Annotated in this window: 15 protein-coding genes; 10 read left to right on the forward strand and 5 right to left on the reverse strand. The window is 64.9% G+C overall.

Annotation, left to right across the window (positions count from 1 at the left end; genetic code table 11):
* The first annotated feature begins 58 nt into the window (after positions 1-58).
* The gene (locus C3E77_RS06360) at positions 59-604 is read left to right on the forward strand and encodes a MerR family transcriptional regulator (protein ID WP_108390857.1); all 546 of its coding nucleotides are present in this window, start codon (positions 59-61) and stop codon (positions 602-604) included.
* A gap of 456 nt (positions 605-1060) precedes the next feature.
* On the opposite strand, the gene C3E77_RS06365 is transcribed toward C3E77_RS06360, so the two are convergent.
* Entirely contained in the window at positions 1061-1879 is an 819-nt protein-coding gene (locus tag C3E77_RS06365) for a ParA family protein (protein WP_108390858.1), read from the reverse strand.
* A gap of 75 nt (positions 1880-1954) precedes the next feature.
* On the opposite strand from C3E77_RS06365, the gene C3E77_RS06370 reads away from it, so the two are divergent.
* From C3E77_RS06370 to def, 3 genes are all read left to right on the forward strand, one after another.
* Positions 1955-5362 carry a pyruvate carboxylase gene (locus tag C3E77_RS06370; RefSeq protein WP_108390859.1) on the forward strand — a complete coding sequence of 1136 codons (3408 nt, stop codon included), beginning with the start codon at positions 1955-1957 and terminating at the stop codon, positions 5360-5362.
* A gap of 73 nt (positions 5363-5435) precedes the next feature.
* On the forward strand, positions 5436-6812 hold the full coding sequence (locus C3E77_RS06375) for a MinD/ParA family ATP-binding protein (RefSeq protein WP_162924929.1): 1377 nt from the start codon (positions 5436-5438) through the stop codon (positions 6810-6812).
* On the forward strand, positions 6809-7300 hold the full coding sequence (gene def / locus C3E77_RS06380; RefSeq protein WP_108390861.1) for a peptide deformylase: 492 nt from the start codon (positions 6809-6811) through the stop codon (positions 7298-7300). Before C3E77_RS06375 ends, def begins: the two co-directional genes overlap by 4 nt.
* Positions 7301-7435: 135 nt before the next feature.
* Here the strand turns inward: def and C3E77_RS06385 are convergent, their stop codons facing one another.
* Positions 7436-9259 carry an AMP-dependent synthetase/ligase gene (locus C3E77_RS06385; protein WP_108390862.1) on the reverse strand — a complete coding sequence of 608 codons (1824 nt, stop codon included), beginning with the start codon at positions 9257-9259 and terminating at the stop codon, positions 7436-7438.
* Between the two features lie 174 nt (positions 9260-9433).
* Here C3E77_RS06385 and C3E77_RS06390 point away from each other — a divergent pair, with 174 nt between their 5' ends.
* From C3E77_RS06390 to C3E77_RS06400, 3 genes are all read left to right on the forward strand, one after another.
* Entirely contained in the window at positions 9434-10393 is a 960-nt protein-coding gene (locus C3E77_RS06390) for an ROK family glucokinase (protein WP_108390863.1), read from the forward strand.
* Between the two features lie 17 nt (positions 10394-10410).
* Positions 10411-11100, forward strand: coding sequence for a lysophospholipid acyltransferase family protein (locus C3E77_RS06395; protein ID WP_108390864.1), 690 nt, complete (start codon positions 10411-10413; stop codon positions 11098-11100).
* 103 nt (positions 11101-11203) lie between these two features.
* Positions 11204-12529 carry a class II 3-deoxy-7-phosphoheptulonate synthase gene (locus C3E77_RS06400; RefSeq protein WP_232528849.1) on the forward strand — a complete coding sequence of 442 codons (1326 nt, stop codon included), beginning with the start codon at positions 11204-11206 and terminating at the stop codon, positions 12527-12529.
* Between the two features lie 102 nt (positions 12530-12631).
* On the opposite strand, the gene pknB is transcribed toward C3E77_RS06400, so the two are convergent.
* Together pknB and C3E77_RS06410 are read right to left on the reverse strand one after the other, a co-directional pair.
* Entirely contained in the window at positions 12632-14566 is a 1935-nt protein-coding gene (pknB, locus tag C3E77_RS06405) for a Stk1 family PASTA domain-containing Ser/Thr kinase (protein WP_108390866.1), read from the reverse strand.
* Between the two features lie 109 nt (positions 14567-14675).
* On the reverse strand, positions 14676-15749 hold the full coding sequence (locus C3E77_RS06410) for a lytic transglycosylase (protein WP_418288073.1): 1074 nt from the start codon (positions 15747-15749) through the stop codon (positions 14676-14678).
* Positions 15750-15955: 206 nt separating this feature from the next.
* Between C3E77_RS06410 and C3E77_RS06415 the strand changes: the two genes are divergently transcribed.
* Positions 15956-16288 carry an Rv2175c family DNA-binding protein gene (locus tag C3E77_RS06415; protein ID WP_108393138.1) on the forward strand — a complete coding sequence of 111 codons (333 nt, stop codon included), beginning with the start codon at positions 15956-15958 and terminating at the stop codon, positions 16286-16288.
* 42 nt (positions 16289-16330) lie between these two features.
* Here C3E77_RS06415 and C3E77_RS06420 read toward each other — a convergent pair whose 3' ends face one another.
* Complete coding sequence (locus C3E77_RS06420; protein WP_108390868.1) at positions 16331-17437, reverse strand: polyprenyl synthetase family protein; 1107 nt, start codon at positions 17435-17437, stop codon at positions 16331-16333.
* Between the two features lie 79 nt (positions 17438-17516).
* On the opposite strand from C3E77_RS06420, the gene C3E77_RS06425 reads away from it, so the two are divergent.
* Positions 17517-17900, forward strand: a complete 384-nt coding sequence (locus tag C3E77_RS06425) for an SCO2097 family morphological protein (protein ID WP_108390869.1) — start codon at positions 17517-17519, stop codon at positions 17898-17900.
* A 455-nt stretch (positions 17901-18355) separates the two neighbouring features.
* Entirely contained in the window at positions 18356-18787 is a 432-nt protein-coding gene (gene mraZ / locus C3E77_RS06430; RefSeq protein WP_108393140.1) for a division/cell wall cluster transcriptional repressor MraZ, read from the forward strand.
* The last annotated feature ends 65 nt before the right edge of the window (positions 18788-18852 follow it).

Consider the following 18852-nt stretch of genomic DNA (forward strand, 5'->3'; position numbering starts at 1 on the left):
TCTGTAGCGTGGACAACGCGGTACACACCGCAGCCTTTTTCGACAGGAGCACACACGGATGAGCGAGAATACCGCCAACGAGAATGCTCGGTACGATCTCGGACTTCTCTTCACCGACGGAATGCCCGACCTCGATGACCAGTCCGGCTACCGCGGCGCCGTTGCCGCCCGTGCCGCTGGAATCAGCTATCGCCAGCTCGACTACTGGGCGCGTACCGGCCTCGTCGAGCCGACCGTTCGCGGCGCTGCCGGATCGGGGTCGCAGCGACTCTACGGCTTCCGCGACATCCTCGTTCTCAAGCTCGTCAAGCGGCTCCTCGACACCGGAATCTCGCTCCAGCAGATCCGCACGGCGGTTAACCAGCTCCGCGAGTCCGGCATCAACGACCTTGCCCAAACCACCCTCATGAGCGACGGCGCCAGCGTCTACCTGTGCACGTCAAATGACGAGGTCATCGACCTCGTGAGCCGTGGCCAGGGTGTCTTTGGCATCGCCGTCGGCAAGGTCCTCCGCGAGGTGGAGAGCACACTCATCGAGTTCGACAGCCAGGCTGCCGACCCGATGGACGAGCTCGCCCTGCGTCGCGCTGCTCGCACCGCCTGAGCCAGCGTCGCGCTCTCTCTGCACGAGAGCATCACTTCCGGTCGACCACGTCAGTTCCGCGGGGTGTTTTCGACCGCAACTGATGCTCTGGCCGCGCCCGGCGTCTGAACACGCCCGCGGCGGGCACCGACCCGAGATCACTCGCAGCGCCCCGAGATCACTCACTGCGGTCGAGAGCACTCACTGCGGTCGAGAGCACCCGGCGGAACGGGTGATGTGGTCCGCGTCGGGTGAACTCGCGGGTGTGGTGGTGCCGCTGTCGGCTCGGCGAGACCAACACTTCCGGTCGAGAGCATCAGGTGCACGGGGTGCTTTCGACCGCAACTGATGCTTTCGCGATACCTACTGGCGTGGGAACACGCCGGCGGTCGCCGGACTGAGACCACTCGCTGCGCCCGAGATCACCCGGCGGGACGAGTGATGTCGTCGGCGTCGGGTGAACTCGCGGGGTGATGCTTAGCGCGCGGCTTTCGCGGGGTCGGCGTATTCGCCAACCCGGCCCGTCCGGAGTACGCGGTCGAGGAGGAGGTCGAAGTTGTTCGCCATCTCCTGCGCGCTGTCGCCTGGCCAGATGTGGAGCGGCTTCGCCGCGCCCTGCGCCTGCTGAAGTGAGGTGCGCTCCGGCAGCTGCGGGCTGAGGACGAGCGGACCGAACATGTCGCGGAGTTCCTTGATCCGGAACTGGTGCTCGAGTGACTGCGAACGCACGCGGTTCACAACGATGCCGAGCGGCTGGAGCCTCGGGCTCAGGCCGCGGCGAATCTCCTCGATCGCGCGGAGGGCACGGTCGGCTGCTGCGACGGAGAACAGGCCGGGCTCGGTGACGACCACGACGCGGTCACTCGCTGCCCACGCTGTGCGGGTCAGCGCATTGAGCGACGGAGCGCAGTCGATGAGGACGAGGTCGTAGTCGTCCTCGACGTGCGCGAGCGCCTCTTCGAGCTTCCAGATGTCGCGGATCGACGGGTGTGGCCCGTCGAAGTTGATGGCGGACGGGCTGCCGATGAGCACGTCGATGGTGCCTGGATGTGTTTTCGTCCAGCCGCTCGGCGAAATCGCCTGGCGGACGGTTTTCTCCTTCGGCGACGCGAGAACGTCGGCGACATTCAATCGACCGGTGAGGTCGATATCCATGCCGGTGGAGACATCCGATTGGGGATCGAGGTCCACAACGAGCGTTCGAACGCCCTTCGCAAAGGCCGCGGAGGCCAGACCAAGGCTGACTGTAGTTTTCCCGACGCCTCCCTTGAGGCTCGAGACGCTGAGTACGTGCACAAGTAGATACGTTACCTTCACTAAGCTGGCAGAACCTAACTGTTCCCTGTGCGCTGTGCTGCCAGAGAGGTCTGCATGTTCAAAAAAATTCTCGTCGCCAACCGAGGCGAAATCGCGATCCGTGCCTTCCGGGCCGCTTATGAGCTCGGAGCGAAAACCGTTGCAGTGTTCCCGTTCGAGGACCGCAACTCCATGCACAGGCTCAAAGCCGATGAGGCATACCAGATCGGTGAACCGGGTCACCCCGTTCGCGCCTACCTCGATGTCGCCGAGATCATCCGGGTGGCTCTCGAGTCAGGTGCAGACGCCATCTACCCCGGATACGGGTTCCTTTCGGAGAACCCGGATCTCGCCGAACAGGCCGCCGCCAACGGAATCACGTTCATCGGACCGACCTCCGACGTGCTCGAGATGGCCGGAAACAAAGTCACCGCGAAAGAACACGCGATCGCGGCCGGCGTGCCGGTGCTCGCATCGACTCCAGCGTCACGCGACATCGACGTTCTCCTCGCCGGTGCTGACGAGGTCGGATTCCCCCTCTTCGCCAAGGCGGTCGCCGGCGGCGGCGGGCGCGGTATGCGCAAGGTCGCAACCAAGGAAGAGCTCGCTCCTGCCCTCGCCGAGGCCATGCGCGAGGCAGACAGTGCTTTCGGTGACCCCACGATGTTCCTCGAGCAGGCCGTCATCCGCCCCCGTCACATCGAGGTCCAGATCCTCGCGGATGCCACCGGCGAAACGGTGCACCTCTTCGAGCGCGACTGCTCCGTGCAGCGTCGCAACCAGAAGGTCGTTGAAATCGCGCCGGCACCGAACATCAGTGATGAACTGCGCCAGTCCCTCTACCGCGACGCCGTAGCTTTCGCCCGCTCGATCGGTTATGTCAACGCCGGCACCGTCGAGTTCCTCCTTGACACCGCGGGGGAGCGCAAGGGTAAGCACGTGTTCATCGAGATGAACCCGCGTATCCAGGTCGAGCACACGGTGACCGAAGAGATCACCGATGTCGACCTCGTCCAGTCGCAGATCCGCATCGCCGCGGGGGAGTCACTCGCCGACCTCGGTCTGAGCCAGGACACCATCCAGATGCACGGCGCAGCCCTGCAGTGCCGCATCACCACAGAGGACCCGTCCCAGGGCTTCCGTCCGGACACCGGAAAGATCACCACCTACCGTTCTCCCGGTGGCGGAGGCGTCCGCCTCGACGGTGGAACCATCAACCCCGGCGCCCAGATCAGCCCGCACTTCGACTCGATGCTCGCCAAGATGACCTGCCGCGGCCGGGATTTCCCCGCCGCCGTCGCGCGCGCAAAGCGAGGCCTCGCTGAATTCCGCATCCGCGGTGTGTCCACCAATATCTCGTTCCTGCAGGCCGTGCTCGAGGACCCGCAGTTCGTCGCCGGTGACCTCAGCACGTCCTTCATCGACGAGCGCCCCGAGCTGGTCCGCGGCCGGGTGTCGAAGGACCGCGGAACCAAGATCATGAACTGGCTCGCGGACGTCACGGTGAACCAGCCCAACGGTCCTCGCCCCACCAACCTGCACCCGGCCGAGAAGCTGCCGACACTGGACCTGAGCGTGCCAGCGCCCGCCGGTTCGCGCCAGCGCCTGCTCGAGCTCGGCCCGCAGGGCTTCGCCCGTGCCCTGCGCGAGCAGACGGCACTCGCCGTCACCGAGACGACCTTCCGTGACGCGCACCAGTCGCTCCTCGCCACCCGGGTGCGCACCCGCGACCTGCTCGCCGCGGCACCGTACGTCGCCAGGCTCACACCCGAGCTGCTCTCGGTCGAGGCCTGGGGCGGTGCGACATACGACGTCGCGCTCCGCTTCCTCGGTGAAGACCCCTGGGAGCGGCTGTCGAGCCTCCGCGAGGCCCTCCCGAACGTTGCCATCCAGATGCTGCTCCGCGGCCGCAACACCGTGGGATACACGCCGTACCCGACAGCGGTGACGGATGCCTTCGTGCGCGAAGCCGCAGACAGCGGCGTTGATATCTTCCGGATTTTCGATGCCCTGAACGATGTCAACCAGATGCGCCCGGCGATCGACGCCGTGCTCGCAACCGGGACGACGGTCGCCGAAGTCGCCGTGTGCTACACCGGTGACCTGCTCGACCCGGCCGAGGATCTGTACACGCTCGACTACTACCTCCGGCTTGCCGACGACATCGTGTCAGCGGGCGCACACGTGCTCGCCATCAAGGACATGGCCGGCCTCCTGCGCCCGGCCGCAGCTGCGAAGCTCGTCTCGGCGTTCCGCGAGCGGTTCGACCTGCCGGTGCACGTCCACACCCACGACACCGCCGGTGGCCAGCTCGCGACGCTCCTGGCCGCAAGCGACGCCGGTGCGGATGCCGTCGATGTTGCGAGCGCTCCGATGGCGGGCACCACCAGCCAGCCGTCGGCATCCGCGCTCGTCGCCGCTCTCGCACACACGGAGCGCGACACCGGACTCTCGCTCAAGGCCGTCACCGACCTCGAGCCGTACTGGGAATCGGTTCGGCACATCTACAAACCGTTCGAATCAGGCCTCGCCGGCCCGACGGGTCGCGTGTACACCCACGAGATCCCCGGTGGCCAGCTGTCGAACCTGCGCCAGCAGGCAATCGCGCTTGGACTCGCAGACCACTTCGAGCTGATCGAGGACATGTACGCCGCCGCCGACCGGATCCTCGGCCGCGTGCCCAAGGTCACGCCGTCGTCGAAGGTCGTCGGAGACCTCGCCCTGTACCTCGCCGCGGTGAAGGCTGACCCCGACGACTTCGCCCAGAACCCCGAGAAGTACGACGTCCCCGACTCGGTTGTCGGCTTCATGGCCGGTGAGCTCGGTGACCTTCCCGGTGGCTGGCCCGAGCCGTTCCGCAGCAAGGTCCTTGCCGGGAAGAACATCAATATCGAGGTATCCCCGCTCAGCACCGATGACCAGGCCCAGCTTGACGGCACGTCCGTCGAACGGCGAGCCGCCCTCAACCGGTTGTTGTTCCCCGCACCGACCCAGACGTTCCTGCAGACGCGTGAGCTGTTCGGCGACCTCTCCGTTGTCGACACGATCGACTACCTCTACGGTCTCGACCAGGGCCAGGAACACGTCATCGAGATCGACAAGGGCGTGCGCCTTTACGCCGGTCTCGAAGCAATCGGTGAGCCAGACGACAAGGGCATGCGCACGGTCATGACCACGCTCAACGGTCAGCTCCGCCCCGTCTTCGTTCGCGACACCAGTATCAAGGTCGAGTCAAAGCCGGTCGAGAAGGCCGACACGTCGAAGCCCGGCCAGGTTGCGGCACCGTTCTCCGGTGTCGTCACGGTGAAGGCAGCCGAGGGCGATGTTGTGGAGGCTGGTCAGGCCGTTGCATCGATCGAGGCCATGAAGATGGAAGCGGCGATCACCGCTGCGGTCAGCGGCACTGTGGAGCGGGTCGCCATTTCGACGACCCAGCAGGTGGAAGCGGGAGACCTCATCATCGTGATCACGCCCCGGGCGTAGGCGACTGTTGACTGCCGACGGTGAGGTGACCCCTACACTGGGAGGCTGAACCCGAACGAAGGGGGTTGCTCGCATGGCACCAACTGAAGCCACCGGAGGAAACGCTCGTCACTCCGGTCGCAGGTCCGCATCGGATGCTGCCGCAGCGTCACCGTCTTCTCCGGCCCCGGTCGAGGCGGAGTCGATTGACTCCGCCTCGACCGGCACATCCTCGATGGATGCCGGGGCGATCGACACCGCGTCAATCGACATCGAAGCGGCGTCACCGCGAGCGACGGTATCCGTGCAACTGCCCGCTGCGCCGATCCACGATATCCCCGAGGACGAAGAGGCTGTCGCCATCGACGACGTCGCGGTTCAGCCCGATTCGCTCGGGTCTGGTGAGGTGACGACCCGGTCAGTCACGCTGGCCGTAGCGACGCCGGTGGTGGACGACGCACCTGTGCGCGCCAGACGATTCGGCCAGGGCACCCCCGAAACCGCGGCGCTTCTGACGAGCGAACGACTGCTCGACGGCGCGAGGGGGTCCAGGACACCACCCGAGGGTTTCTGGCAGAAACTCCTGTTCGACGCGACGGGAAAGCGCGTTCACATCGGCGATTCCGCCCGGGCGGCCGCGCGCAAGGAGCTCGACGAGCGCATCCGCAAACGGTTCGTCGGCGAGGCAAGGTTCGTCCCGGTGCTCACCCGGAAGGGTGGAGTCGGCAAGACCACGGTCACGGCGCTGCTTGGGATGGCACTCGCTGACGCCCGTGACGACAGGATTATTGCCATCGACGCCAACCCTGACCGGGGTACATTGTCCGAACGGATTGGCCAGCGCACCGATCGCACGGTCAGGGACGTGGTGCGCGAGGCAGACGCGATCCGCGGCTACACCGAGTTCTCGACCATGGTCGCGCGCGACGAAACCCGCCTCGACGTGCTCGCTTCCGACACGGATCCGCACCTGTCCGAAGCTTTCAACGCGGAGGATTACGAGACCGTGGCCGAGCTTGCCTCGCGGTACTACTCGCTCGTGCTCACCGATTGCGGTACGGGCATCGTGCACTCGGTCATGTCTGCAACGCTTCGGCGAGCGGATACCATCGTCATCGTTTCGGGGTCGAGCGTCGATGAGGCGCGTCTCGCGTCTGAGACCTTGAGCTGGCTCGAGCAGAACGGCTTCGAGGATCTCGTGTCGAATGCCATAGTGGCGCTGAATACCGCCACCCAGGGCTCGCACATGGTCAATCTCGGTGAGATCGAGAGCCACTTCAAGTCGCGGGTGCGCGAAATCGTGCGGATTCCGTATGACCCCCAGCTCGCGGCGGGCGCGGCGATCTCCTTCAAGGACCTCAAACCGGTGACGAGGCACGCCGCGCGAACGCTCGCCGCACTCGTCGTCGAAGGAATGCCGACCACACGTCCGACATTTTCCCGTTCAACCCAGAGTGAAAGGCCCCAGTGACAGAACGACAGATCCGGCTCTTCGGAGATCCCGTCCTCAAAACCCCCTCCGAGCCCATCGACGTAATCGATGACAGAGCGCGGAGCCTCGTCGAAGATCTGCTGGACAGCGTGCGGCCTCCAGGCCGAGCGGGAGTGGCAGCAAGCCAGATCGGCGTCAATCTGCGGGCGTTCAGCTACAACGTCGACGGCGACATCGGGTACATCATCAACCCCGTGCTGGCCGAGACGCGCGGAGAGATCGAACTTGTCGAGGAGGGGTGCCTCTCGGTACCTGGCCTCTGGTACCCGACACCCAGGTACCCGTTCGCACGGGTGACCGGAATCGACCTCGACGGCAACGAGATCGAGGTGTCAGGCACCGGTTTGCTCGCGCAGGCGCTCCAGCACGAGACCGACCACCTCGACGGCATGCTCTACCTGGACAGGCTTGGCAAGGAACACCGGCGCGCGGCCATGAAAGAGGTCAGGGAAAGCAGCTGGTTCTAGCCGCGGGCTTCCCTGCGTCGTTCAGCCCGCTCGCGGTTGAGACGGTCGCCTCGAACATAAGAACACCCGTTCCGGATTATCCGGAACGGGTGTTCTCATTCTGCTGAGGAGTGCTGCCGACCGGCAGTCACCGACCTACTTGAGCGACATGCCCTGCGTCGGTGCGTCCGCGTAGATTCCCTCGATGTCGCCGGCGAAGTCCTTGAGGATCACGTGCCGCTTGATGCTGAGTTTCGGCGTCAGATGGCCGCTCGCCTCGGTGAACTCGGTTGCGAGTACGACGAACTTCCTGATCGATTCGGCGCGAGACACCCGCGTGTTCGCGAAATCGATCGCCCGCTGAATCTCGGCCAGCACGGCGGGGTTCTTCGAAGCGTTGACCAGGGAAAGACCGGAGTCCTCACCGTTGTTGCCGAGCCAGGTGCCGATCATCTCCGAGTCCAGGGTAATGAGCGCTGAGATGAACGGTCGCTGGTCACCGATGACGACAACCTGGCCGACGACGGGGTTCGACCTGATCGGGTCTTCGAGAGCGGCGGGAGCGACGTTCTTGCCCGCTGCCGTGACGATGATCTCCTTCTTGCGTCCCGTGATGGTGAGGTTGCCGTCGGCGTCGAACGCGCCGAGGTCACCGGTGCGGAACCAGCCGTCATTGAAGGCTTCAGCTGTCGCTTCGGGGTTCTTCCAGTACTCCTTGAAGACGTTGAGACCCTTGACCTCGATCTCACCGTCGTCGAGCGTCCGGATGGACACACCGGGAAGGGGAGGTCCGACGGTACCGATGGGGGTCTTGCCCGGTCGGCCGACCGTCGCTGGCGCGGTCGTCTCGGTCAGCCCGTAGCCTTCGAGGATCTCGATGCCAAGGCTGTGGAAGAAGTGACCGAGGCGAGAGCCGAGTGGCGCTGAGCCTGACACCGCGTACCTGACGTTGCCGCCCATGGCGGTGCGCAGCTTGTTGAAGACGAGCTTGTCGAATGCGAGGTACTTCGCCCTGAGCGCGAACGGGACCTTTCCGGCCTGCTTCGCCTTCGAGTACTCGACGGCGACGTCGGCAGCGGCACGGAAGATCTTGCCCTTCCCGCCCGCTTCTGCCTTCTGCTCGGCCGAGTTGTATACCTTCTCGAACACGCGGGGAACGGCGAGCAGGTACGTCGGTTTGAAGGAGCCCAGCGAGGGGAGCAGCTGCTTGGTGTCAGGCTGGTGCCCCGTCTTCACTCCGGCGTGCACGTTCAGGACCGAAATGAAGCGAGCGAAGATGTGGGCGAGGGTGATGAAGAGGAGCGTCGATGCGCCGTTCTTTCCGTCGACCACTTCGTGCAGAGCCACCGCGGAGTTCCTGGAGAGTTCGACGAAGTTGGCATGGGTGATGACACAGCCCTTGGGCTTGCCCGTCGAACCCGACGTGTAGATGAGGGTCGCGATGTCCGATCCAACGGCCAGCGAGCGTCGGCGCTCGATCTCGGCGTCAGTGACGTCGGTGCCGGATGCGGCGAGTTTGCCGAGGTCGCCGAGGGCGATCTGCCAGACGTTCCGCACCAGGGGGAGGTCTGCGTGGACCTCGTCGAAGCGTGCGAAGTTATCGGCGGTCTCGACGATGACGGCGACCGCTCCTGAGTCCTCCATGTTCCACTGGACCTGGCTTGGCGAGCTGGTCTCGTAGATGGGCACGAGGATGGCGCCTGTGAACCAGGTGGCGAAGTCGATGAGCGTCCACTCGTAGCTCGTCTTGCACATGAGCCCGATCTTGTCGCCAGGCTGAATTCCGGCGGCGACGAGGCCTTTGGCGAGAGCGACGACCTGACGGAGGAATTCTTCACCGCTGACGTCTTGCCACCCGCCATTGACGGGGAGGGCAAAGAGTGGCGCTGTTGGCGTGAGCTTCACGCGCTCGACCAGCAGATCCGTTGTGTTCGCGTTCGGGTCGGCGGCGACAACTGCTGGTGCATCGAACTGTTCCAAGGTATCTCCTTCGGTACCTAGAGGGGCAGGGTACGTCTACTCTAGGGGTGCGGGGCCCCCAACGCCCGTCAGATGGCGGCGGTTGGGCCTGATCGCTAAACTGTTCGGTACCGACGCGGTCCGCCCTTGTCGCTTCTGTCAGGTCTCGAACCCATCCCTTCTGGAGGATTTCGCGTGCACGCAATCGGTATCGACATCGGTGGAACGAAGATCGCCGGTGCGCTCGTCGATGAAGACGGCGAGATCGTGAGCGAAACCCGGGTGCCGACGCCGACGACCACCGAATTGATCGAGGATGCCGTTGTCTCGATGGTGAGTGTCCTCGCGGCCGGCAGGAACATCGACGGGGTCGGTGTCGCTGCCGCCGGCTTCATCGACGCTGCCCAGTCCACCGTGTATTACGCGCCGAACATCAGCTGGCGCAACGAACCGTTCCAGGCTCGACTGTCGGCGCGGCTCGACCTCCCTATCGTCATCGACAACGACGCGAACGCCGCAGGCTGGGCCGAGTTCCGTTACGGGGCGGGTCGACTGTTCAGCGACATGGTCATGCTCACCATCGGAACGGGGGTCGGCGGGGCCATCGTCACCGATGACAGGCTCTTCCGCGGCGGCTTCGGCGCCGGCGCCGAACTCGGACACATGCGGCTCATCCCCGACGGTTATCCGTGCGGATGCGGCCAGCACGGCTGCCTGGAGCAGTACGGTTCAGGACGCGCGCTTCTCCGGTTCGCCAATGAACTCGCCGATGCCGGTGGTATCGGGCAGATCCTCGCCGATCGGCGAGCCGAGGTGGGAACGCTCACCGGACACGACATCTCTGAGCTGATCGTTGCCGGAGACGGCGGCGCCGTCGCTGCGCTCCGACAGCTCGGGAGCTGGCTCGGGCAGGGGTGCGCGAGCCTCGGGGCGGTTCTCGACCCGCAGCTGTTTGTGATCGGCGGCGGAGTGGCCCAGGCCGGAGACCTGCTCCTCGAACCCATCCGTGCGTCATACCTCGAGCACCTCCCGGCCAGGGGATACCACCCCGAGCCTGAGTTCAGGATCGCTGAACTCGTCAACAACGCCGGTGTCGTTGGTGCGGCCGATCTTGCGCGCGTCGCCGCCAGGCGCACACTGCCGGTCGAGCTGTAGAGGATACTGGGACGACGATGTTCTACTGGTTCATGAAGCACATGGTGGCTGGCCCCATCCTGAAATCCATCTTTCGCCCCTGGGTGATCGGGCAGGAGAACGTGCCGAAGACCGGGGGAGCCATCCTCGCCTCCAATCACCTCTCGGTGATCGACTCCGTCTTCCTCCCGCTCTATCTGGATCGGCGGATCTCCTTTCTCGCCAAGAGTGAGTACTTCACGGGCAAAGGCCCCAAAGGCTGGGCGACCCGCATGTTCATGACGGCGACCGGAATGCTGCCGATTGACAGGTCAGGCGGTAAGGCGTCGGAAGCATCCCTCAACACAGGCCTCCGGATTCTCGGGGGAGGTGACCTCCTGGGCATCTACCCGGAGGGAACCCGCAGCCCCAACGGGAAGATGTATCGCGGCCGTACCGGTGTCGCGCGTATGGTTCTTGAGGCCGGAGTCCCGATCATCCCCGTCGCGATGATCGACACCGAGAAGATGATGCCGATCGGCACGACGCTTCCGCGCATCCGCCGCATCGGTATCATCATCGGCAAGCCGCTCGACTTCAGCCGTTTCGAGGGCATGGAGGGCGACAGGTTCATCCTTCGCTCCATCACCGACGAGTTGATGTACGAACTGCAGCGCCTCAGCCTGCAGGAATACGTCGACGTGTATGCGACGAGCGTCAAGGATAAGGGCGCAATCGAATCGCGCTAGTCTGGAACTTGGCCCGTTCGCACTCGAAACGGGCATTCCTCATTTCAGAACAGGACGTTCCGTGGCAGATCCAATCGATCCGGTGGTAGTGGCAGATGACTCTGTGATTTCCGGTCTGGACTATTGGCGCCAACTGCCGATCAAGCAGCAGCCGTCATGGCCCGACGCGGATGCCGTTGCGCGCGCGTCAGCACAGATCGCCTCGTTCCCCCCGCTCGTCTTCGCGGGTGAAGTGGACATTCTCCGCGAACGGCTCGCTCGCGCGGCATCCGGCGATGCTTTCCTCCTCCAGGGTGGGGACTGCGCCGAGACGTTCGCCGGTGCCACAGCCGACCAGATCCGTAACCGCGTGAAGACGATCCTGCAGATGGCTGTCGTGCTCACATACGGCGCATCGATGCCCGTCATCAAGATGGGCCGCATGGCCGGCCAGTTCGCGAAGCCGCGCTCGAGCGACACGGAGACCCGCGGGGACGTGACCCTTCCGGCGTACCGCGGCGATATCGTCAACGGGTACGACTTCACGCCTGAGTCACGCCGTGCCGACCCCGCCAGGCTGGTCGAGGGGTACCACACGGCCGCCTCGACGCTCAACCTCATCCGCGCGTTCACGCAGGGTGGGTTCGCCGACCTTCGTGAGGTGCACAGCTGGAACAAGGGCTTTGCGTCCAACCCGGCGAACCACCGCTACGAGCAACTCGCTCATGACATCGACAAGGCCATCAGGTTCATGGAAGCCGCCGGCGCGGATTTCGACGAACTCAAGCGCGTCGAGTTCTACACGGGCCACGAAGGCCTGCTCATGGATTACGAGCGCCCCATGACGCGGATCGACTCCCGAACGGGAACTCCGTACAACACCTCGTCCCACTTCCTCTGGATCGGGGAGCGCACGCGTGACCTCGACGGCGCGCACGTCGACTTCCTCTCGCGGGTTCGCAACCCGATCGGGGTCAAGCTTGGCCCGACGACGACTCCGGAGACGATGCAGAAGCTCATCGACAAGCTCGACCCGAACCGTGAGCCAGGACGTCTGACGTTCATCACGCGGATGGGCGCTGGCAAGATCCGTGACGCACTTCCTCCGCTGCTCGAGGCGATCAAGGCAACCGATGCCAACCCGCTGTGGGTCACCGACCCCATGCACGGCAACGGAATCACGACGCCGAACGGGTACAAGACACGTCGGTTCGACGACGTCGTCGACGAGGTGAAGGGCTTCTTCGAGGCACACCGCCACGCGGGGACCCACCCGGGCGGGATCCACGTCGAACTCACGGGCGACGACGTCACCGAGTGCCTCGGCGGTTCGGAGCAACTCGACGAAGCGGCACTGGCGACGCGGTACGAGTCGCTGTGCGACCCGAGGCTCAACCACATGCAGTCTCTTGAGCTCGCCTTCCTCGTTGCTGAAGAGCTCGCCAAGTAGTTTCAGCTCGTTCGACAACGAAACCCCCTGACCAGCGGTCAGGGGGTTTCGTGCGTACCGGGTTCGACCGCGGCGGCAGGCGCGTTCACCACGCCCCGCTGGCTAGGGCGCTTCGAAGAGGTATGAGGTCAGCGTGACCGTCGCCCCACGCTTGATCGCCGTTCCGCCCGCGGGGTCGGACTGGTCGACGGTGACGAGCGGGAAGCCCCAGTTCGTCTCGGCGACGTCGCTGATCACCTTGACCGTGAATCCAAGGTCCTCGAGTTCGGCCTTCGCTTCGGCGAGCACCTTCCCGACGACATCCGGAACCGTAACGAGGTCTTCGCCCTTCGAGACGACGAGGGTAGCGGTGTCGGTTGGACGGATGGTGCCATCGGGCAACTCAGCCCTGATCACAACGCCCTTGGCGACCTCGTCGCTGAATTCTTCCTTGCTCTTGTCGGCGACAACGAGTCCGCGCCCGGTGAGCGCACTCCTCGCCTCGTCCGGGCTCATCCCGCCGACGGAGGGGATACCTCCGAGCGAAACAGCGAGGTTGATCGTCTCGCCCTGGAGGATCTCGCCGCCGCCCGAAACATCCGCGCCCGATGCGGCATCCGCAGCGGAGAGGACAATGCCGTCGGCCGCGTCGTCATTGAACTGCTGGTCGACGCTGCCCAGGGTGAGGCGGTTGTCGTTGAGATATGCCTCGGCGTCGGCCAGGGGCATCCCGGCGAGGGCAGGTACGGTGACAGGCGCGCGCCCGAGCGACACATTGACCGTGACGCTCGAGCCCTTGTCGACCAGGGCGCCGTCTCCTGGGTCTGTGCTCGATACGAGACCGACAGGGACGTCGAAGCTGTATTCCTCGCCGGGCGTTACGGTGAGGCCGAGATCGGTGAGGATCTGGCTGGCGGATTCTGGGCTTTCGTTGACGAGCGACGGTACCGAGACGTGCGAACCGGGACCGGCAGCGAAATACCAGCCGGTGCCTCCGGAGAGTGCGGCAAGGATCAGGACAAGGCCGAGGATCCAGTACCCCCTGGTCCGTCTCTTCGCCGTCACCGCGCTGAGCGCAGACGCAGGGTCATCGGGATCCACTGGGTCCGCACGCATCGAGGGGGATGTCAGAACCTGCGTGAAACCCGCGGTATCGCTTGCGGGCGGGCTAGCCATGACCATCGTCGCCTGGGTGCTCGCTGCACCGCCGAAACCAAGCTGCTTCTCTACTTCGCGCAGCCGCTCGAGCATTTCCCTGGCGTCGCTCGGACGCTCGTCCGGTGATCGTTCCGTTGCCCAGAGGACGAGGTCGTCGAGGGCGTCCGGCACATCCGGGTTGACCGCACTGGGCCGTGGGACCGACTCATTGGCGTGCTGGTACGCGATCTGCATGGGCTGTTCGCCCTTGTACGGCTGCTCGCCGGTGAGCATTTCGTACATCATGATGCCGAGGGCGTAGATATCGCTTCTGGCGTCAGCGATGCCTCGGGTGACGAGCTCGGGGGAGAGGTAGGCGATGGTTCCGAGCAGGGACTGTCCTGTCGCGGTGTTCGCACTCGCGGCACGGGCCAGTCCGAAGTCGCTGATCTTGATCCGGCCGTCGTCGGCGAGGAGGACGTTCTCCGGTTTCACGTCCCTGTGGATGATTCCGGCGCGGTGCGCTGCTGCGAGGCCGCTCGTCACGGCATCCATGATGTCGATGACCTGGCGTGCCGTGAGCTTGCCGTGGTCGCGAAGCAGTTCCCTGAGGGTGATCCCCGGCAGGTATTCCATGACCAGGTACGCGAGGTCGGAATCCTGGCCCTGGTCGAACACGCTCACCACGTGCGGATCGGCAAGCCTCGCCGCGCTCCGCGCTTCCTGCACGAACCGATTGCGGAAGTTGCTGTCGTCAGCCAGGTGCCCGTGCATGACCTTGATGGCCACGCGGCGTTCAAGACGCAGATCGGTGGCGAGGTAGACCGTCGCCATGCCGCCCCGCGCGATGCGCGAACGCACGTCATATCGGTCGTCGATGAGACGGCCGATAATCGGGTCGGTCTGCTGGCTGGTTGTCACGAACGAAAGTCTATGGATGGTCGCGGCCGTGGCGCTGACAAAACACCGCAAGGCCCACTAATCAGGGGCAATTCGTGACCCGATCGTAGTATTGTCGGCGCCAGCCTGATCAACCGAGCTCGGAGACCCAGCTCCGCGCTGACGCTTCCCACTTCGAGTAGGCGTCGGGGTGAGCAGACTTCTGGACAGCCTGGGCGGCGGCGCTGATCGTGAGCGACTCCCACCCGTCGATGTCGAGGAGTCCCGTCGTGAGTCCGGGGTTCGGGTTGACGTGCCCGCCGAAGAAAGCTTTCGTTGCGCGAACGGGGTCGAGGGCCTGTTCCGCGGTGCCCCAGCCCATGCTCGGGCGCTGCTGGAACAGGCCGAGCGAGTCCCTGTCGCCGTGCTGAACGTTGCGGAGGCTTGACTCCTGCGCAGCGGTGACGAGGGCGATGACGATCCCGTGGTCGCTCACGCCGATGGCCCGGGCGGTCGAGACGATGATCGCGGCGTTTGAGCGCATCTCGGCGGTCATCGGTGTGATCGCGGCTTCGGTCGGTGGCGCCGGGGCTGGCGCGGGGGCGGGAGCCGGCACCGCCGACGTTGGGCTGCCGCCGGGAATGGCGAGGTCCTGCCCCGGGTAGATGATGCTGCCCGAGCTCAGACCGTTCGCGGCGAACACCGCGGCGACACTCACGCCGTGTGCCGAAGCAATCCCGGACACCGTGTCACCCGAGACGACGGTGTAGGTCGACGACGATGGGGCGGGAGGCGGAGGCGTGGGCTGCGCGGCGTCCGGGCTCGCTGTTGCGCCGGTGAGAAGAAGAGTCTGCCCAGGAAAGATCATGCTCGACCAGCCGAGCCCATTCAAGGCGAGAACGGATGCCGTTGCCAGGCCGAACTTCGACGCGATGCCCGAAATAGTGTCGCCGGACTCCACCGTGTACTGGGCGGGCGCTGCCTGAATCGTGAGGGGCGTCGGCGCGGCTGTCGTGGGAGTGGGAGCCGGGACGCTCGAGCGGGGCTTGGGCGAGGACATCGGCGAGTGGGCGGCTGCCGGCAGGGCGATTTGCATGCTGGCGGCGAGTGATCCGGTCAGGACCAGCGGGAGAGTGAGGTTGCGCGCCCGACGGCGTCCGTGTGCACGCGAGTTGGTCGCGCTCTCGGTGAGGGCGCGCTCGGCCGACCCGTCGACAGCTGGCAGGTTCTGGGAAAGCAGGTGAGACGCTGGTGGCAACGACATGGAATGACCCCCGTTCGTGTGACATCCGGTTCATACGCTCCCATAGATCTGTGCCGGGAGTCAATCATCGGGGCCCGTGTGACCCGTGTGGCTGGTGTGAACTGCGTGCGCGTCGGCCGGAGGTGAGATCGATCGGCGCGACGTGGCAGACTCGTACCGTGACGAACATGTTTCCTGAGCGACAGTGGCTGACCCTTTCCGACCTCGCCGACGCACTCGGGGTGACCCAGAGCCGCATCCGCAAGCTGATCGAGGAACGCCAGTTGCTCGCCGTCAAGCGCGACGGGGTCCTGAGCGTTCCCGCCGATTTCCTTCGCGACAACGAGCCCCTCAGTGAACTCCGCGGCACGCTCTTCGTGCTGGCTGACGCGGGGTTCCGCGACGACGACGCCATGCGCTGGCTGCTCGAAGAAGAGGAAAGCCTCCTCGCCGCCCCGATCGACGCGCTGCGCGCCGGTCGCAAGGCCGAGGTCCGTCGAGTGGCTCAGGCGCTGGCCTGATCAAGACTCACGTGACCGGGCCGGCCCCGGTCAGCGGGTGCGTCAGTAGGTTCGGCGGGTAACGGCATCCGCCAGCTCTCTGAGCTGTCCGGTCGCCGTCGCCGAGAGCGGGGCCGCGTCGAGCGCCGCTATGGCACGGGCGACATTGCTGTCGATCATTGCCTCGACGTCGTCGACCGCTCCGGATTCGCGAATGGTTGCCTGGAGCGAGGCGATCTGGGAATCGTTGAGATCGGGATCGCCGAGTAATTCATCGAGGATGTTCCTCGCGGGTGCCGGGATCGATGCGCGGGTTCGAGCGATGAGTACGGTGCGCTTGCCCTCGCGGAGGTCGTCTCCGCTTGGCTTGCCCGTCACCGCTGCATCGCCGAAGACGCCAAGCAGATCGTCCCTGAGCTGGAAAGCGACGCCGAGGGGGAGTCCGAACGCCCGAAGCGATGAGAGCTGCGCCGGGGTTGCTCCGGCGAGAAGACCGCCGAGCGCGAGCGGGCTCTCGATGCTGTACTTCGCGGACTTGTAGATCAGGACCTGCTGCGCGCGGCTGAGCTGCGAGCTGTCGTCCTGCGAGCGCCATGCTCGTTCCTCGAGGATGTCGAGGTACTGGCCAGCCGTGACCTCGGTTCGCATCCTGTTGAACTCGGCCCTGGCGCTCCGCGCGACGGGCCTCGAGCATCCGTCGAGCGCGTCGTCGAGGAGCTCGTCGCTCCAGCCGAGGAGCAAATCGCCGAGGAGCGTCGCCGCCGCCCGGCCGTACTCTGCCGCGTCACCAGCCCATCCACCGTCGCGGTGCAAGCGCTCAAAGCGACGGTGAGCGCTCGGGGCGCCCCTCCTGGTGTCTGAGTTGTCGATGATGTCGTCGTGAATCAGCGCGGCGGCGTGGAAGATCTCGAGCGCACTCGCGGCAGAAACCACGTCGGAGACCGACGCTCGACCGTCGCTGTCACCGACTGCCGCCGAGTCGGCAACGCTCTGCCAGCCCCAGTAGCAGAAGCGGGCGCGGAACCGCTTGCCACCGCTGAGAAACTCCCGAGAAAAGGAAGCAAAGGGATCGAGTCCTGACCCGACCTGGGCGAGAATTGACTCCCGCGATGAAATGAACTCACCGATCCGAGACTGGACAAGGTCGTTCAGGTTGGCGGTTTCATTCACACAGCTAGCCTAGCCATCCGCGCAAGGCTAGAATCGACAGGGATGAACCTGCGTCGCACCCGAGTTGGAGGGGAACATCATGCCACTGTCTGAACAGGAGCAACGGCTTCTCGATGAGATGGAGCGCAACCTCTACAGGAACGACGCTGATTTCGTATCGACCGTCGGAAACCGTAAGGGCCGCCCGAGTTATCGCAATATCGCGATCGGCTGTGTCATCACCATCGTCGGCGCGGGAGCGCTCATCGCCGGAGTAATCCTGCAGCAGCCCATCATCGGGATTATCGGATTCGCCGCCATGCTGGCCGGCGTGATGTTCGCCATCAGTCCAGGCAAGGGCGAAGCGACCTCGGAGCCGCAATCCCCGTTTCCTGCTTCAGGCAAGCGTTCGCAGTCTGCGGCATCCCCGTCGTTCATGGATCGAATGAACCATCGCTGGGACAAGCGCCAGGACGAAAACTGAGAGTGCGTTAGCACCCCATGCCTGAGCGGACGTGAGTCCGCGGCACCCCGCTGAGGGCCGACCATCTGGTCGGCCCTTTTTTTGTGCCCGATTTCGCATCGCGCCCGCACACATTTCTCGGGTCGCTCGTTTGCGCGCGGCACCTCCGCCGCGTCCTCCACCGCGTCCTCCACTGCGCTCCACCTGTTCCTCCACTGCGCACCACCGGCCGCACCTACCCCGGCTTGTTGAGCCCACGTGTGTGCCTTCTGGTGCCGGGTACCCGCCCTGGGCCGCGCTCGATCCATCGCCGCGCTCAATTTCGCTCCATTTCCCTCCACCTGAGTGTTCGTTGCAAATTCAGGCCTGTTTACGAGAAAAAACCCGAATAGAGCACTAATTCCGACATATGTGGTGCAAAGTGGAGTAAAGTGGAGTCAACCTGATGCTTGGCCGGAACGAAGGGGGATGTGCCGATGTTTCTTGGCACGTATGCCCCCAAGCTCGACGAAAAGGGCCGGATCATCCTCCCCGCGAAGTTCCGCGATGAACTCGCAGGGGGAGTTGTCATGACCCGCGGACAGGAACACTGCGTGTACGTGTTCAGCACCCGCGAGTTCGAAGCGCTTCACGACAAGATCCGCCAGGCGCCGGTGACGAGCAAGCAGGCCCGCGACTACCTCCGGGTTTTTCTTTCCGGGGCGAGCGCCGAGACACCGGACAAGCAGAACCGGATCACGGTTCCGGCCTCGCTGCGGAGTTACGCGGGTCTCTCTCGTGACCTGACGGTCATTGGAGCGGGAAGCCGCGCCGAGATCTGGGACACAGAGGCGTGGGAGAAGTACCTCGAAGAGCAGGAAGCTGCATTCGCCGATACCGCAGAGGAGGTGATTCCTGGATTGTTCTAGTCCCTGAGCTCTGACTCCCAGCCGTTCGCTCGCCCTGGCACACTTCCCCGGTGCCAGGTCCGAAT

The sequence above is a fragment of the Mycetocola zhujimingii genome (assembly GCF_003065425.1).
Classification (GTDB): Bacteria; Actinomycetota; Actinomycetes; order Actinomycetales; family Microbacteriaceae; genus Mycetocola_A; species Mycetocola_A zhujimingii.

Coding starts and splice junctions, on each gene's coding strand:
- C3E77_RS06360 (WP_108390857.1), top strand. CDS start 59: ATGAGCGAGAATACCGCCAACGAGAATGCTCGGTACGATCTCGGACTT.
- C3E77_RS06370 (WP_108390859.1), top strand. CDS start 1,955: ATGTTCAAAAAAATTCTCGTCGCCAACCGAGGCGAAATCGCGATCCGT.
- C3E77_RS06375 (WP_162924929.1), top strand. CDS start 5,436: ATGGCACCAACTGAAGCCACCGGAGGAAACGCTCGTCACTCCGGTCGC.
- C3E77_RS06395 (WP_108390864.1), top strand. CDS start 10,411: ATGTTCTACTGGTTCATGAAGCACATGGTGGCTGGCCCCATCCTGAAA.
- C3E77_RS06415 (WP_108393138.1), top strand. CDS start 15,956: ATGTTTCCTGAGCGACAGTGGCTGACCCTTTCCGACCTCGCCGACGCA.
- C3E77_RS06425 (WP_108390869.1), top strand. CDS start 17,517: ATGCCACTGTCTGAACAGGAGCAACGGCTTCTCGATGAGATGGAGCGC.
- mraZ (WP_108393140.1), top strand. CDS start 18,356: ATGTTTCTTGGCACGTATGCCCCCAAGCTCGACGAAAAGGGCCGGATC.